The following is a 17,397-nucleotide window of genomic DNA, read 5'->3' on the forward strand; positions in this document are numbered from 1 at the left end:
AATAGATGCCAAATAAAATAAGAGTAGCGATTAATGGTTTTGGGAGAATAGGAAGAAGTTTATTTAGAATTTTACTTCATCACCCTAAAATAGAAGTTGTTGCTATCAATGATTTAGCAGATGCAAGAACACTTGCACATTTGTTAAAGTATGACAGTATTCACGGAGTACTACAAGAAGATATTAAGGCAGATGGAGAGGCAATTTCTGTTAACAATAAACTTTACCCATTAAGTAAGCAACCTCTTATAGAGTCTATTAATTGGAGTAAATTTGATGTAGATGTAGTTGTAGAAAGCACAGGTAAGTTTAAGACTAAATCAGATTTAGCGTATCATTTAAAAGGTGGAGCTTCCAAAGTAATTTTATCTGTACCGCCAGTAGATGATGATATTAAAATGGTTGTTTTAGGGGTAAATCACGAGATCTTAAAAAGTGACGATCAAATTATCTCTAATGCATCTTGTACTACCAATAATGCAGCACCTATGCTACAAGTAGTTCATGAAGCTTTAAATGTACAACAAGCTTATATTACTACTGTACACTCTTACACCTCAGATCAGAGTTTGCATGATCAACCTCATCGAGACTTACGTAGAGCAAGAGCAGCATCACAATCTATAGTACCAACAACCACTGGTGCAGCAAAAGCACTTACAAGAATTTTTCCAGATTTATCTAATGTTATTGGTGGTTGTGGTATTAGAGTGCCTGTACCTAATGGTTCTCTAACAGACATGACATTAAATGTAGAGAAAGAAACCTCTATAGAAGAAGTAAATCAATTATTTAAAAATGCTTCTTTAAATAGATACAAGAATATTATTAGCTATAATGAAGATCCAATTGTCTCTGTAGATATATTAGGAAACCCTTTTTCTTGTATTTTTGATAGTGAAATGACTTCTGTGATAGACGGGCATTTAGTTAAATTAATTGGTTGGTATGATAATGAAAGAGGTTATAGCAATAGATTGCTAGATTTAATACTATTGCTTCATTTATAAATTATGTATGAACTAAAAGAATAATTTATCATCAAGAGCTATCTACTTTATCTAGTCTTGTTTATCTGTTTTCATAGCACTCTGAAAGCACAAAATGGTATTCAAGAAATTTCAGGTGTAGAAGTAAGTAGTTATGAAAGAATGATAGATAGTATTCATTATTCTTACGATTATTACAATTATCCTCAATTAGTAAGAAAACTTGTTTTCATTTCTAAAATAGCAGAAAATGAACACAGTAACTTACTTATAGTTCTCTCTAAATACTATCGAGCAGATATTTTTTACAAAGCTCATAGGTATAGAGAAGCAAAAAAAGTGCTAGAAGAAACTTTTAAATTAAATATACCAATTGATGCAAGAGAGTCTCTTTACCCGTATGATTATTATCTCTACCTAAATATTTTAATAGGTTTAAAAGAATATGATTTAGCAAAAAATATAATTAAAGAAAAAGCTTTGTTTGAAGAAGAGCCTAGAACTCTTGAACGAAACTTACGAGACTTAATTAAAGCTAAATTATTATTTGCAGATGGAGATTTCGAAAATTCTTTGTTACTACTAGATTCCATAGAAGAAAGAGTAGAGAATTACCCTTGCATGTACTTGTTGTCTGAGGTTTATTATCTAAAATCTTTAATTTTTAAGCAACAATCAGATTTTGAGAACGCTATACTCTACGCTACAAAAAATTTAGATCACACCATAGATAGTGGTTTTGTATTTTTAGAGCTTCAAACACTAGATTTACTGGCAAACATATATAAAGAAACCAGAAATAAAGATAAACAAATAGAGTTTCTATCTAAAGCAAATAGTTTAAAAGCCTCCATACTTAATTTTCAGCAAGAAGAATTTACAGAAGAAAAAAACTTAAAATCTACTAGTATTAACTCTGCCGTAAAGACAATTTTAGAGCTTTCTTCAACAAATTTACAGCAGCAAAAATCTCTTAAATACAATCAGTTAGCAATTATATTAAGTATACTTTTTATAGTAATACTATCATTGTTTACCGTTTCTCTTTACAAAAACAATAATTTACGAAAAAGAGCCAATCAATTGCTTTATAAAAAAAATAAAGATTTAGTAGAATCTAGAGAAAAAACTCTGGCAGCAACAAAATATAGAGAGCAATTTTTATCTACTATTACCCATGAGTTACGTACGCCTATTTATGCGGTAACAGGTTTAACATATTTACTTTTAAAAGAAGACCCTACAGAAAAACAAACCGAGTATTTAAAATCTTTAAAATACTCAGGAGAGCACTTGTTATCACTAATTAATAATGTATTAGATATTAATAAATTAGAATTAAATAAAGTAGAAAGTGTAAAATTTGATTTTTATATAAAACCACAGTTAAATAATACGCTTAGTACTTTAGAGAGAGCTGCACGAGAAAATAATGTAGAGCTACATTTAGAGATAGACCCTCAAATACCTAAGTTGCTTAACGGAGATATGATAAAAATATCTCAAGTGATTATTAACTTGGTCTCTAATGCAATAAAATTTTCTAAAAATGGAGATGTTTGGGTAAGACTCAAGCTAGTAAAAGAAAGTAGTAAGCAAGTGAAAATAAAATTTGAGGTAGAAGATAACGGTAGAGGTATACCAAAAGATATGCATCAAGCTATTTTTGAGAAATTTAATCAAGGAGCAGACAGAATAAACGCCAATTACGGTGGTACAGGTTTAGGTTTACCTATAGTTAAAAATCTACTAGAGTTTTTAAAGAGTGAAATTCACTTAGAAAGTGAATTAGGCTCTGGTTCTAAGTTTTACTTTACAGTGAACTTAAATAAAGTACTAAAAAAAGACGTGATAACTAGCGGTATAAGAATGAAAGAAGAAGACTTTGACGATCAAAACTTTCAGAAGGTATTTGATAACAAAAAAGTTTTGGTGGTAGAAGATAATAAGCTTAACCAAAAAATCACTTGTAAAATTTTAGAAAAGAAAAACCTCTTTTGTGATATAGCAAACAATGGAGAAGAAGCAGTTTCTCTGGCTCAAAAAAACAAGTACGATATCATATTAATGGATATACATATGCCAGTAATGGACGGGATAGAAGCCATAAAAATTATAAGAGAAAATAAAGATGAAACTCCAATTATAGCCTTAACAGCTGTAAATGTTTCTGAAGAAATAAATGATTTTCTATTATATGGCTTCAACGATGTAATACCTAAACCTTACAAAACAGAAATGTTTTACGAGAAAATTTACAAAGCAATTGTAAGTAACCCTAATAATTTTGAAGCCAACTCTTAATGGTGTTTTCAAAATCTAAATTGTCTTTTAAAATCTCTATCTCTATTGGTAAATAATATAATTGAGAGGCATCTATTTCATTTTTTAACCTCATAAAATCTTTTTCGGTAGTAATAACTAAGTTAGATTGTTTAATTTTTTGAAGATCTTTTTCTTTAAAATTATAATGATCAGGGAAGTTGAGGTGATTAAATTTTAAATTTAATTTTTCTAAATGCTGAAGTAGTGGAGTAGGGTTAGCAATACCAGTAACCAAAGAGAAATCTTTACTATTATCAATGTTTAATCTCTCATTTTTATGGTTAATTACTTCGTTTGCATATTTAATAGAAGAAAAGAAAACTTTTTGTTGTTTTAAAGGCTTAAGCTTCTTCTTTATTTTATTCATTTCTAGGTCAGATAAATCTTTTGGGCATTTGGTAACTACAATTATATTAGCTCTTTTAGCACCAGATTTAGGCTCTCTTAAATTTCCTGCAGGTAAAATATAATCATTACAATATAAGTTGTTGTAAGATGTTAATAGAATAGAGTGACTAGGCGTTACTTTTCTATGCTGAAAAGCATCATCTAGCAAAACTACATCAGGAGTGTTTTTTAAAGCTAATAAATTTTCAATACCTCTTTTTCTTTGCTCATCTACAGCAACCGTAATAGAAGAAAATTTAGATTTAAACTGTAATGGCTCATCACCAACATAAGCTGCGGTTTCATTACCACTTAAAATATAAAAACCTTTACTTTCTCTTTTGTACCCCCTACTAAGCGTAGCTAAATTGTGTTTGTCTTTTAAAAGTTTAATTAAATGCTCAATCATAGGAGATTTACCTGTGCCACCTACGCTTAGGTTACCAACACAAATTACAGGTATTGTAAATTTAGCAGACTTTTTTATTTCCCAGTCATATAATTTATTACGTAGCCAAACAATGAATCCGTAAATAAGGGAAAAGGGTAAGAGTAATTTTCTAAGCATTTTCATCTAAACGAAGGTATAATTTTTATATTTATATTTTATAATAAATTTTCTTTTTACCAAGATATATAATGATAGTAAATGATGTAATTTCTGCTTTAGAAGAACTAGCTCCTTTAGCTTATGCAGAGCAATTTGATAATGTAGGACTCTTAGTAGGTAATAAAAATCAAGAAGTAACAGGGGTTTTAGTAACTCTAGATACCTTAGAAGAAACTGTTGAAGAAGCAATAGAAAAAAAATGTAACTTAATTGTAAGCTTTCATCCCATTATATTTAAAGGATTAAAAAAAATTACTGGTAAAAACTATGTAGAACGTGTAGTGTTAAAAGCTATTAAACACGATATATCTATATTTGCAATTCATACCGCGTTAGATAATTCTTATAAAGGAGTAAATTATCAAATTTGTAAAGAGTTAGGGCTAATAAACCAACAAGTATTAATTCCGCAGTCTGGTACTATTAAAAAAATAGTAGCTCACGTACCAAAAAAAGATCTTGAAAAAGTAAGAAACGCAATGTTTAATGCAGGTGCAGGCAGTATTGGTAATTACGATGAATGTAGTTTTAATATAAAAGGTTACGGTACTTTTAAACCTAATGAAGATGCAAACCCTACAGTTGGAGAAAGAGGAATTTTACAAAAAGAAAAAGAAACTCAACTTCACCTTACCTTTTCTAAACACTTGCAAGCAGAAGTTTTACAAGCACTTTTTAATAGTCACCCTTATGAAGAAGTAGCTTATGAAATTACTACACTAGAAAACACAAACCAAAATATAGGTATAGGTATGGTGGGAGAGTTGGCAGAAGAAGTAGATACAAATGTATTTTTAGAGCAAGTAAAAAATAAATTTAAGTTAGAGGTAATTAGGCACTCTAGGTTACTTAAAAACAAAATAAAAAGAATAGCAGTTTTAGGTGGGAGTGGAGCATTTGCAATTCCTAACGCTATATCAGCAAAAGCAGACATTTATATTACAGCAGATTTAAAGTATCATGATTTTTATCAGGCTGAAAATAAGATAGTTTTAGCAGATATTGGACATTATGAAAGTGAACAGTACACAAAAAATCTATTACATTCTTATCTTACAAAAAAATTCCGTAATTTTGCAATCGTTTTATCACAAAAAAGTACCAATCCAATTCAATATAGTTGATTATGGCAAAGAAAAAAGAGGTTACCGTTGAAGAAAAGCTAAGAGCGTTATTTGATTTACAATTAATCGATGCTCGTATAGATGAGATTAGAAATGTAAGAGGTGAATTACCTCTAGAAGTAGAAGACTTAGAAGATGAGGTAGCCGGTCTTAATAAACGTTTAGAGAAACTAAATGTAGATCTTGAAAAACTAGATCATAATATTAAAGACAAAAAAAATCAAATTGAAGAATCTAAAGCTTTAATTAAAAAGTATACAGAGCAGCAAAAAAATGTTCGTAATAACAGAGAGTTTAATGCTATCTCTAAAGAAATTGAATTTCAAGAGTTAGAGATTGAATTGTCAGAAAAGCACATTAAAGAGTTTTTTGCACAAATAGAGCAGAAAAAACAAGTTATAGAGCAAAGTACTGAACGTATAGAGCAAAGAACTGCTCATTTAAACCACAAGAAAAGTGAATTAAATGAGATTTTAAGCGAAACTGAAAAAGAAGAGCAAAATCTTAAAGCTAAATCTGAAGCTTACAAAAAAGATATAGAAGAGAGATTGGTAAAAGCTTACACACGTATTAGAGAAAATGTGAAAAACGGATTAGCAGTAGTGCCAATTGAAAGAGGTGCATCTGGAGGTTCTTTCTTTACTATTCCGCCGCAAGTTCAAATGGAGATTGCAAGCAGAAAGAAAATTATTACTGATGAGCACAGTGGTAGAATTTTAGTAGATCAAGAATTAGCTGAAGAGCAAAGAATAAAAATGAATAAGCTTTTTGCTAAAATGTAAAAATGCTTTTAGCAATAACATTTATTGAATTCATAAAAAACCCTTCTTTAACGAGAAGGGTTTTTTTATAATTATTTTTTTGAAGTTTATAAAATCTTACCAAATAAATATTACGTAATTAAAAGAAGAGTATTATTTTAATAAAAATTGTAAATACTAACTCATCTTTTCGTCTTAAAGAAGAAGAAAATTTTTAATAAAGAAAAAGAAAAAATGAAATTTAAAATCTTGTACTTATTCATGTTAGCAACTTTTGTAGGTTGTGGACATACTAAAAAAGAAAATAACACTACCACTAACTTGTCTAGTTTAGATCCTGTAGAGGTGAAAGCGACGCAAGAAGGTTATAAAAAAGCATATTTTGCAAGCGGTTGCTTTTGGTGTGTAGAGGCAATTTATGAGAGTGTAAAAGGAGTGAAAGAATCTATCTCTGGTTATGCTGGTGGTACAGGAGAAAACCCTACTTATCAAAATTACGGAAAAACAGATCACGCTGAGGTGGTAGAAATTATTTACGACCCTAAAGTAGTAAGTTATGAAACTCTTTTAGATGTTTATTTTGCTTCTCAAAATGTGACTCAAAAAAATGGCCAAGGACCAGATTTAGGTAGAGAGTATCGTTCTGTTATTTTTTACCAAAACGAGACAGAAAAACAATGGATAGAAAGTAAGATTGCAGAAGTAAGTAAACAATATAGCCAGCCTGTAGCTGCAGAGGTTATGCCTTTTCAAAAATTTTGGATAGCAGAAGACTATCACCAAGATTACAAAAAGCATAACCCACACAATAGTTACATTAGAGGAGTATCTATACCACGATTTAATAAGTTTAAAGAAAAATTCCCTAATAATTTACTGAAAGAAAAATATCAAAAGTAAATTTATTTAATAAATTGAATGGTGAGTGGGTATTTTACTGGCTCGCCATTATTTGCTTTTATTCCATTTAAAATAGGCAAAATTAACCCTATGAGTATTAAAATTGGTAAAATAATAAAGCCAATTAATAATAGACATAAAATACCAGCAATTATATAATATATATAAAAGCTAATCTGAAAATTTATCACCTCCTTTGCTTGTTCATCCATTTGTTTAATTTCATCTTTTTTCAATTGCCAAAGTAAAATAGGAATAATAATACCACCTAAGCCAGTAATAAAATTTAATAATTGACTTAAATGCAATACCATAAGCATTTGTTTATCTTCTTTTTTTTCAGAAATAATCTCCATAATTTTTTAGTTTATCTATAAGACGTGAAGTGGTAAATTTTGTTACAATTAGCATTTAGGTATTTAAAGCAATAAATACTTTCTTACCTTTGTATTATGATATTAAATGATACTATTGTTGCGCTTGCTACAGCACCTGGGAGTGGAGCTATTGCTGTAATTAGAGTTTCTGGTCCAGAAGCTATCCAAATCACTAGTCCTGTATTTAAGGCTAAAAATAAGGTGAGTCTAGAAAATCAGAAATCTCATACCCTGCAGTTAGGCAATATAGTAGATGGAGAGAGAATTATAGATGAAAGTTTGGTATCGGTCTTTAAAGGAACTCGCTCTTACACGGGAGAAAATACCGTAGAAATTTCTTGCCACGGTAGCCCATTTATTCAGCAAGAAATTATCAATTTACTATTGTGTCAAGGTTGCAGATCTGCACAACCTGGTGAGTTTACTTTGCGTGCTTTTTTAAATGGGAAAATGGATTTAAGTCAGGCAGAGGCAGTTGCAGATTTAATAGCTAGTGATAATGCAGCAAGTCACCAATTGGCCATGCAACAAATGCGTGGTGGTTTTGCTTCAGAAATACAAAAACTGAGAGAAGAATTATTAAATTTTGCTTCTTTAATAGAATTAGAATTAGATTTTTCTGAAGAAGATGTAGAGTTTGCAGACCGTAAACAGTTTCAAGATTTAATTTTTAAAATTCAGAAAGTATTAAATAAACTTATAGATTCTTTTGCAGTAGGTAATGTGTTGAAAAACGGAATACCTGTAGCTATAGTTGGAGAGCCAAACGTGGGTAAATCTACTTTGTTGAATGCACTTTTAAATGAAGAAAGAGCTATAGTAAGTGATATAGCAGGAACTACTAGAGATACCATTGAAGATGAAATTTCTATAGGTGGCGTAGGGTTTAGGTTTATAGATACCGCTGGTATTAGAGAAACTACAGATACCATTGAAGGTTTAGGAATTAAAAAAACTTTTCAGAAGATAGAGCAGGCCCAAGTAGTAATGTATTTGTTTGACTCTTCTAAAATTAAAAATGAAAAACTTAGTTTAACGCAAGTAAAAACCGAAGTAGAAAAAATTAAAAATCGTTTTCCAGGTAAACCCTTGTTAATAGTTGCAAATAAAAGAGATATTCTTACTGAAGAAGAGCAAGATAGTTTTAAGCAGCAAATACCTGAACTTAATTTAATATCAGCAAAAGAAAATGATAAAGTAGAAGAGCTACAAGAAAAGCTTCTAGGTTTTGTTAATACAGGAGCTTTAAAAAGCAATGATGCTATTGTAACTAATTCTCGTCATTACGATGCTTTACTAAAAGCACAAGAAGAAATAAACAAGGTACAAGAAGGTTTAAATATAGGCTTAACAGGAGATTTACTGGCTATAGATATTCGTCAAGCGTTATATTATTTTGGAGAAATAACTGGGCAAATTACCACAGATGATTTATTAGGAAATATTTTTGCTAATTTCTGTATCGGAAAGTAGATAGAAGAACCGCTAAAGAAATATAAAATTTAAACTTATTAAAGTTACAGAAAACAAAAAGGGAAGATATTATATCTTCCCTTTTTTCTTACAAAATTAAAAATACTGTTTTAATTTTAGTACCCTATGTTTTGGGTTATACCTTCTGTAACATCTATAGTCTCTTGCGGAATTGCGTAAACTCTTAAATATGGTTGTGTAACAGGTTTGGCAGTGTAAGCTCTGTCAAAAGTTCCAAATCTAATCATTTGCTTTCTACGGTACATCTCCCAATACATTTCAAAACCTATTTCGTTATATAAAATTTCTTCATCTAAATAAGAGATAGCTGTACCTGGAGCATTGTTAAATAAAGCTTCACGAGTTCTACTAGTTCTTAAGATATTAATATCTGCTAAGGCTGCTGCATTATTTCCATTTCTAAAGTAAGCTTCTGCTCTCATACAATAGATACCACCTAAGCGATATAAAGGCACATCTACAGCGCTGGTTCCGTTACCATAATTTGGATCAAATTCCCATTTAAAGTTACGTACTCCACGGTTAATTTGATCTTGACTAAAAACAGCTTCTAGCTCATTATCAAAATCTAATTCAGGAGTAAAATCCATAGGAATAGTAGTTTGCTTCTCCATATATAATTGGCTGATAGCAATTCTACCATCCGATGTCATATCAAATCCGCCTTCACCATCTAAAGTAGGACCATATTGTTGCCCAACTTGTAAACCTCTATTAAAGTGAAACCATAAAGACCCTGTATCTTGTCTTACATCTTCTGCAGGAACACTACCGGTAGTACCATCATTCATAAACCAAGTACCATCAGAATACTGATAATATCTATGGAAACGAGGATCATCATGGTTACCCTCCCAAGTATAATAAAACTCAGGTTCAACATTAGAAGCGTTGGTACCTCTATTATCTGGTGTTGGTTTTTGAGATCTTCCTGTAGACATATATGCAAAATCATTATCGCTATTTCTGATGTTGTCATTTTCTTGAGCTACTGCAAATATCATTTCAGATCCTGCAGTATTATTCATAGAAAAATTATCAAAATAGTTGCTTTCTAAGCTGAAGCTACCGTTAATTAATAAAGAAGTATAGTAAATAACTTTATCCATATCATTTCCGTCATTATCTACAGCTGCTTCATTAAAATTAAAATTTGAAGAAGTATTATAACGATCTTTAAATACAGCTCTATTAAGGTACATATCTGCAAGTAAAGCGTATGCTGCTTGTTTAGTAAATCTTCCATTATAGGTTCTTTCTTCTCCTAAATTTGCTAAAGATGGAATAATAGACTCTACCTCAGTAATTAAATTGTCAATTTCTGTATCTGCTTGTAAAAAAGTTAGTACAGCATCATCAGAAAACGGATCTCTGTACGGAGCTTGGTTAAACAAATCTAAAGTGGTGTAAATATAGAAAGCTAACAATCCGCGAGATTCTGCCATGAATAAGTCATAGTTTTCATAATCTGGATTGTTCTCTAGAGATTCAATAGCAGTTAATGTTTTGGTAATTCCACTATTTAAAGAATTCCAAGTAGTAGAAACAGCGTCATTATTAGTACCCCAAGTAAATTCTGTTAAAGCTCTCCATTTTCCTCCGTCTCCCCAGTCACTACCACGTGTTGGAAGCATGCATTCGTCTGTAGGGTATTCTTGTAACCCAAATACATTACCGTGATCTGTAAACGTTCTTTCTGCTAATTGCCCATAAGCTGCAGCCATAGCGCTTTCTGGGTTAGAACTTTCTCCTCCAATAACTTCATCTATTACTTCTTCTTCTAAATCTGTACAACTAAAAATTGCAAAACTTAAAGAAATAAGTATAAGGGTTTGGTATGTTTTTATATAAAATTTCATAATTATAGTTTTAAAGTTGCTCCAATTAAATAAGATCTTGAACTTGGGTAGGTAGTATAATCTATACCAATAGATTGATTACCGCCTGAAGAACGAGGACTGTTAATCAATGGGTCGTATCCAGAATAATTAGTAATGGTGAACACATTTTGTGCACTTACATAAAGGTTTAGTCCATTTATCCAGTTAATGTTTTGTACATCAAAATTATAGCCTAACTGAATATTGTTTAGACGTATAAAATCTGACTTCTCCATATATAATGTAGAAAGCTGTGGTGTGTTTTGCGGATTTGCGCCAGACTCATAAAACTCAGATAAAACGTTTCTGTCTGATGCTAAGTTATTAATGTTTAAAGCAAGATTGGTGTTATTTACAAGGTAACCACCAGTTTGCCCTATAAAAGCAAGATTTAAATTCCATCTTTTGTAATCTAAATTGGTATTAATACCAAAAGTGAAATTAGGTAAAGCACCTTCAAAAATTTGACGGTCATCGCTATTAATTATACCATCATCGTTAGTGTCTTCAAAAATATCATTTCCATCTCCATCAAAACCTAAATGTTTTAGCATATAGAAAGAACCTGCTTCATAACCATTTTTGTAAATATTAGCAGAAACACCAGATAAACCAGGACCTGCAATGCTTCCAGAATATAATTCTGATACAGGTAAGTTTTTAATTTCATTATCTAGAGTAGCACCGTTAATATTCATATCCCAAGAGAAGTTGTCTGTCTTTACTAACTGTGAGCCTAGAGAAAACTCAAAACCTTTGTTTACAATTTCTCCTTCAATATTTTTCCAAACTGTAGAAGTTGGACTTAAAGGTTCTGAAGGAATATTTAATATAGCATCCGTAGTAGTTTTGTTGTAATAATCTAAAGATCCATACAGTTTATTGTCCCAAAGGCTAAAATCTAACCCTAAGTCAAACTGTGTTACTACTTCCCATTTTAAATCTGGATTAGCTGTTCTGTTAACTACAATACCGTTAACTAACCCGTAGTCATCATACAGGTAATATCCTCCAGAAGCTGCTTGTGAATAACTTGCTTGGGTAATTTTGTTCTGTACTTCTTGATTTCCAGTTTGTCCCCAGCTAGTTCTTAATTTTAACTGGTTAATGTATTCTTTATTTTGTAAGAAGTTTTCTTTATCTAAAGACCAACCCATTGCAAATGAAGGGAAGTAACCATATTTATTGTTATCTCCGAAACGAGTAGACCCATCAGCTCTTACAGAAGCAGTTAGTAAATACTTGTCAGAAAAATTATAATTTAATCTTCCAAAATAAGACTGTAATTCGTTTTTCTGAGCATATCCGCTAACTCCAGATTGTTCTCCAGAGTAGCCTGGATTATATTCTGGTGCAACTCCTGTGCCCATCTCATCAATATTAGAGATAGAGAAACTTGTTCCAGAAAAATCAAATTCTTGGTAAGAAAAACCACCTAAAACATCAAACTTGTGGTTATTATGTTGAAAATTGTAGGTTAAGTAATGTTCAATTAATGAGCTTTGTGATTCTAGATTATTTTGTACGTATGCACCAGTAGGAGTTCTATCGGTAACATTTGGATAAATAGTAGAGTTTCTTTCTGAATTAGAACGGTCTATAGCTAAATTGAATTTGTAGTTTAACCCGTCAATAATTCTAAAACTTGCTTCAAAATTCCCTAAAACTCTTAAAGTTTCTGTTTTGTCATCATAAATATGAAGCAAATACATAGGGTTGTAATGCGCATTCATATTAAAGTTGGTATAATCACCATCTTCATCAAATACAGTACGTGTAGGGTTTGCCATTAAAGCATGCATTACTAATTGACCATCAGACCCAGCATCGGCACCATTAGGTACACCTGTTTCGTTAATTTGACTAGCAGTTAAATTTAATTTTACTTTTAAGCGTTTATTGTCAAAAAAAGATTCTTCTGTATTTAATCTTGCTGTTGTTCTTTCAAGACCGCTGGTTTCTATAATACCTTCTTGGTCCATATATGAAAGGGAAGCATAATAGTTACCGCTATCTGTTTTTTTAGCATAAGAAAAATTATGGTTTTGCGTGATAGCATTACGGAATAATTCGTCTTGCCAATCTGTACTTCCTCCGTGGTCATACACAGGATCTGAAATAGCGTTACGATATTCATCAGCAGAAAGCACATCAATTTTACTTATTACTTGAGATACACTAGCGTAAGAGTCTAATGTAATGGTAGCATCACCAGTTTTACCTTTTTTAGTAGTAATTAAAACTACTCCATTAGATCCTCTAGATCCATAGATAGCTGCTGCCGATGCATCTTTTAAAACAGTAATAGATGCAATATCTGCTGTGTTTAAAAAGTTTAAAGGGTTTTTTGCAGAAGAATTCCCCAGACCAAAATCTGGACCTGCAGCACTAACATTTTCATTACTTAGCGGTACACCATCTACTACAAATAGAGGAGTACTACCACTACGAATAGAGCCTATTCCACGAATAGAAACATCTAGACCTGCACCAGGCTCACCGCTAGATTGTACTACACGTACACCAGCTACTTTCCCTTGTAGCAAATTATCTGGAGAGGTGTTAATCCCTTTTTTAAAATCTTCTGGAGAAAGTTGACTTACTGACCCGGTAAGATCTTTTTTGTTTTGAGTTCCGTATCCTATTAAAACTATTTCATCTAGAGAAGCACTGTCTGTTTCTAATTGAATAGATACATTGGTTTCTGTACCAATAGTAAATTCATTTTTTTTAAATCCTACGTAAGTAATTACTAAGATATCTCCTTGATTTGCTTCTATAGAAAATTCACCATTAAAATTGGTAGTAGTACCTTTATTAGTACCGGCAATGATAACAGATGCATCGGGTAGTGGCATACCTTTATCGTCTGTTACTGTTCCGCTAATAGTTTGCTGTAACGAAACATATTTAAGATTTTCAAATTTTTCTTCTTCGATACTATTATTAGTAGCGTGCCCCATTGGAGCAAAAAATAAAAACGAGAGACCGAAAATTATTTTTTTCGATTTTAAATGTTTAATTTTATAATACATGTTATTGTAAGTGGTTGGTTAGACAATGCTTATTAATAAAGCCGCAGTTGTTGGTAGCAGCTGCGGTATTTTTTTGGTTTAATTTTTACATATAGTTAAATATTTTTATAGTTAAGTATAGCTGTTTCATCTTGAAGCAAAGCAGTCTGTTTTGCGAGTGCTAAATAAATAAATCTTGAATATTTTATCTTTTTTGGTTGATTATCATTGAGTAAATAATTTAATCACAACTAACGGTATTATTTAACTTTTTTTAAAAGTTTTATTAATGTCTATATAATCTTTGTTTTTTATAAGGGTTTAATTATTAATGTTTTACTCGTAATTACTTGTTGTTAATTTTACATTTTGGTAATGTGCTTCAACTACTTTTGCCCATTTTAAAACCAATAACAATGAAAAAAATACTTAACACAGTAATTATAATTTTAGTAGGAACTGTACTACTGGCTTCTTGTAAACAAAAAATGAATAAAGAAGAAAGTCTACCAATAGAAACTTCTGAAAAGAGAATAAATGAATTACAAGTAATAGGTTCTCATAACAGCTATAAAGAAGCAATAGATTCTACTCTTTTTCAGTATTTATTAGCAAAAGATACCACTAAAAGTATGCTTGGTTTACAGTATGCGCATGTGCCAATTCTAGACCAATTAACCATGGGTTTACGTAATCTAGAAATAGATGTGTATGTAGATAAAGATGGTGGGCGTTACGCCAACCCTGCAGGCATTGATTTAGGGAGTAGTGAATTAGAATATGATCTAGAAGAAAAAATGAAACAGCCTGGTTTTAAAATGCTGCATATACCAGATATTGATTTTAGAACGCAGTACTATCTTTTAGAAGATTGTTTAAAAGATTTAAAGCGTTGGTCTGAAGCTAACCCAAATCACGAAGTGGTTTTTATTACTTTAGAGCCTAAAGATGGTGATACTAATAAATTTGGAACAACCCCAGAGCCTTTTACTCCAGAGGCGTTTAATGAATTAGATCAAGAAATTTTAAAACACTTGGGCAAAGAAAATATTATTAGTCCGAGCGATGTAAAAGGAAATTATGCAACACTAGAAGAAGCAGTACTTCATAACAATTGGCCAACTTTAGAAGAGGGGGCAGGGAAGTTTCTTTTTATTTTAGATACCCAAGATGAAAAACGAGAAAAATATGCTAATAGAGATTTTTCTTATTCAAGTAAAATGATATTTATAAATGCGGAACAAGGAAATCCTGAAGCTGCAACTATGATTATTAATGATCCTGAAGATAAGCGTATTTCTGAGTTTGTAAAAAAGGGATATATAATTAGAACCCGTGCAGATGCAAATACACAAGAAGCTAGAAACAACGATTACTCTAGATTTAATACTGCTAAAGCTTCAGGAGCACAAATTATTACTACAGATTATTATATGCCAAGCAAACTTTTTAATTCTACTTACGAAGTGAAATTTGAAGATGGAAGCTATGTAAGAGAAAACCCTGTGCGATAATTTTTTTGAATTCTCAAGAATTTGATATCATTTTTATAGAGTAAATGAGTTCTATGTATTTTGACTCGCAGCTTATAAAAATTCTAAAAACCTTCAGGAGAAGAAGCTTTTTCTAAATTAGTTACTTCTCCTGATTTTAAATTTATTTGGAAATGATTGGCTGGTACTCCATGAATAAAGCTTTTAAAAATATTCATAAACAATTGTAGCTGATGCGCGTATGCATGTTTTGTGTTTTTGAAAAACGTATTTTTTTGAAAAGCATTTAGTATTGCTTTATATTCTTCCAACCGTTGTTGAGGTATATCACGAAAGGCTAGTTGATCTGCATTTCTTATTTTATAAAAATCTAGAATCATATCTATCCCAGTCCAATTTTCATATTGGTTTAGATTTTTTAAATCGCTTTCTGCTAAACCTTCTTTTGTAGCAAAGAAATTAATGATATCTTCTTCTTGTTGATTCTCAGAAAGCATCAATAGTTCTTTCCCTGTAAGGTTGGAGAGAAACTCAAAAAAATCAGGATTCCAGTCACTATAAAATCTATTTTTAACTAAATTTTCTAAATGAAATTCAGTGAATTCGTGATAAGATTTACTTTGTAAAATAGTAGAATCCCATAGGGGCTGATTTGTTTTTTTAAGGTAGTTATATTCCATTTCATATAAAGAAAACAACTCTTTAAATCGCGGTACCTCATCTATCACAATAGTTTCTACTTCTACCTCATTATCTGTTATAGATAGGGTCTTATATCCAGGAATATAAGCAGCAAGAGAGGGAGTTTGAATATTTACTAAAAAATTTCCATTACCATAATCTCTTTTACCAGTATCATTTATATGCATATGTCCAGCCACATGAATTTTTATTCCCGCTTCTGCTATTTTTTCTGCTATTTTCTCTTCTGGTACTCTTTTTAGTTGCCATTTTTTTCCTCCAAAAAACTCTTCTATTCTTGGAGATGCATCTTCATTAAAATCTATAGCTGGGTAATGACTAAAAGCAATGAGTGTTTTATTTAATTTTTTAGCCATTTTAGCCACTTTAGAAAACCATGAAAATAAATGCTGTTTGTATTTTATAGAGTTATTGTATCCAAGTCCTGCACCACTAAAATTACCATTACTTTCTGGAATATAAGAGTTTCCGTCTATAGCCAAGAGCCATAAACCATCTACAGGTTCTACCAAATAAGAGGCATCTGGAATTTTAAGGTTGTTTTTTAGGGGGTAAGTTCTATTCTCTATGTTAGAGGCTTTTAAGGCTTTTTTATATTGGTAAGTCTGGGGGGTGTAATTAGAAAAAGGCGTTTCCCAATACAAGAAACTTTTTTGCGGATAAAAACCAAAATCTTTTAAAGTTTCCATGATTTCTACATAGCCCATTTTTGCGATATCTTTAGTAACCACTACAGGATGTTCTATTGCTGGTTTACTCACGTACATTGACTCTTCACTATACAAAGGCTGTTTTTTACCTTGTTCGCCTAAAAAATCTTTTTTTCCTGAATCTTTCAAAAAAGGTCCTGCTGGATCATGATTGCCAGTGGTAATAAAAAATTGAATATCGTGTTCTTTAGCATAATACTCTAAAATCTTACGCAAACCTCGCACATGTAAAGGTTGGCCATCATCTGAATAATCTCCCGGAAGAGCAACCACTTTAATGTTTCTTTCTACAATATCATTGAGCGTGGCTAGAAAGGCAAAATAATTTTCATTAAAAATTCTTGTAGATTGTAATTGAGAAGCCATAGTTCTCAAAAGAGTGGTTCTATTATTAGTAGAATTTAAAACTCCTTTATACTCAGAATCTTCTAGATTACCATATAAATCTTGAAAATGAATATCTGCCAAAAAAGCAATTTTACCCTTGTTTACCTCTTGAGATGTTACTTGATGCAATATAAAAAAGGCAATCAAAAAGAATTTAATTTTCATAAACAGATTAAAATTAAAAGAATTAGAAGGAGTGATATTTTAAAAGGAATTATAAGAAAACTCAAATTATTGCAAAATA

General features: G+C 31.1%; 12 protein-coding genes. 7 read left to right on the forward strand and 5 right to left on the reverse strand.

Annotated features, from left to right (window positions below):
- Positions 1 to 5: 5 nt before the first annotated feature.
- The gene (gap, locus tag BUC03_RS09710; protein ID WP_073151074.1) at positions 6 to 1,010 is read left to right on the forward strand and encodes a type I glyceraldehyde-3-phosphate dehydrogenase; all 1,005 of its coding nucleotides are present in this window, start codon (positions 6 to 8) and stop codon (positions 1,008 to 1,010) included.
- Positions 1,011 to 1,067: 57 nt separating this feature from the next.
- Entirely contained in the window at positions 1,068 to 3,293 is a 2,226-nt protein-coding gene (locus BUC03_RS09715; RefSeq protein ID WP_084112887.1) for a hybrid sensor histidine kinase/response regulator, read from the forward strand.
- Here BUC03_RS09715 and lpxK read toward each other — a convergent pair.
- Entirely contained in the window at positions 3,268 to 4,275 is a 1,008-nt protein-coding gene (gene lpxK, locus BUC03_RS09720) for a tetraacyldisaccharide 4'-kinase (protein WP_073151080.1), read from the reverse strand. The two genes, BUC03_RS09715 and lpxK, sit on opposite strands and share 26 nt — an antisense overlap.
- Before the next feature lie 65 nt (positions 4,276 to 4,340).
- Here lpxK and BUC03_RS09725 point away from each other — a divergent pair, with 65 nt between their 5' ends.
- The 3 genes from BUC03_RS09725 to msrA all read left to right on the forward strand — a co-directional run bounded on the left by BUC03_RS09725 (position 4,341) and on the right by msrA (position 7,096).
- Positions 4,341 to 5,435, forward strand: a complete 1,095-nt coding sequence (locus BUC03_RS09725; protein ID WP_073151083.1) for a Nif3-like dinuclear metal center hexameric protein — start codon at positions 4,341 to 4,343, stop codon at positions 5,433 to 5,435.
- A 2-nt stretch (positions 5,436 to 5,437) separates the two neighbouring features.
- Positions 5,438 to 6,217 carry a zinc ribbon domain-containing protein gene (locus BUC03_RS09730; RefSeq protein WP_073151086.1) on the forward strand — a complete coding sequence of 260 codons (780 nt, stop codon included), beginning with the start codon at positions 5,438 to 5,440 and terminating at the stop codon, positions 6,215 to 6,217.
- 213 nt (positions 6,218 to 6,430) lie between these two features.
- A complete protein-coding gene (msrA, locus tag BUC03_RS09735) occupies positions 6,431 to 7,096 on the forward strand; it encodes a peptide-methionine (S)-S-oxide reductase MsrA (RefSeq protein ID WP_073151090.1) in 666 nt (221 codons plus the stop codon).
- 2 nt (positions 7,097 to 7,098) lie between these two features.
- Here msrA and BUC03_RS09740 read toward each other — a convergent pair whose 3' ends face one another.
- Positions 7,099 to 7,452: a DUF4870 domain-containing protein gene (locus BUC03_RS09740; RefSeq protein WP_073151092.1), complete on the reverse strand. Its 354-nt coding sequence runs from the start codon at positions 7,450 to 7,452 to the stop codon at positions 7,099 to 7,101.
- A gap of 96 nt (positions 7,453 to 7,548) precedes the next feature.
- On the opposite strand from BUC03_RS09740, the gene mnmE reads away from it, so the two are divergent.
- On the forward strand, positions 7,549 to 8,946 hold the full coding sequence (gene mnmE / locus BUC03_RS09745; protein WP_073151095.1) for a tRNA uridine-5-carboxymethylaminomethyl(34) synthesis GTPase MnmE: 1,398 nt from the start codon (positions 7,549 to 7,551) through the stop codon (positions 8,944 to 8,946).
- A gap of 116 nt (positions 8,947 to 9,062) precedes the next feature.
- On the opposite strand, the gene BUC03_RS09750 is transcribed toward mnmE, so the two are convergent.
- Together BUC03_RS09750 and BUC03_RS09755 are read right to left on the reverse strand one after the other, a co-directional pair.
- A complete protein-coding gene (locus BUC03_RS09750) occupies positions 9,063 to 10,826 on the reverse strand; it encodes a RagB/SusD family nutrient uptake outer membrane protein (RefSeq protein WP_073151098.1) in 1,764 nt (587 codons plus the stop codon).
- 2 nt (positions 10,827 to 10,828) lie between these two features.
- Positions 10,829 to 13,810: a SusC/RagA family TonB-linked outer membrane protein gene (locus BUC03_RS09755; protein WP_234971617.1), complete on the reverse strand. Its 2,982-nt coding sequence runs from the start codon at positions 13,808 to 13,810 to the stop codon at positions 10,829 to 10,831.
- A 467-nt stretch (positions 13,811 to 14,277) separates the two neighbouring features.
- Between BUC03_RS09755 and BUC03_RS09760 the strand changes: the two genes are divergently transcribed.
- On the forward strand, positions 14,278 to 15,375 hold the full coding sequence (locus tag BUC03_RS09760; protein WP_073151103.1) for a phosphatidylinositol-specific phospholipase C1-like protein: 1,098 nt from the start codon (positions 14,278 to 14,280) through the stop codon (positions 15,373 to 15,375).
- 83 nt (positions 15,376 to 15,458) lie between these two features.
- Here BUC03_RS09760 and BUC03_RS09765 read toward each other — a convergent pair whose 3' ends face one another.
- The gene (locus BUC03_RS09765) at positions 15,459 to 17,318 is read right to left on the reverse strand and encodes a metallophosphoesterase family protein (protein ID WP_073151106.1); all 1,860 of its coding nucleotides are present in this window, start codon (positions 17,316 to 17,318) and stop codon (positions 15,459 to 15,461) included.
- Positions 17,319 to 17,397 lie beyond the last annotated feature (79 nt).

Origin of the sequence: Mesonia phycicola (genome assembly GCF_900141885.1) — a bacterium.
GTDB classification, from domain to species: Bacteria; Bacteroidota; Bacteroidia; order Flavobacteriales; family Flavobacteriaceae; genus Mesonia; species Mesonia phycicola.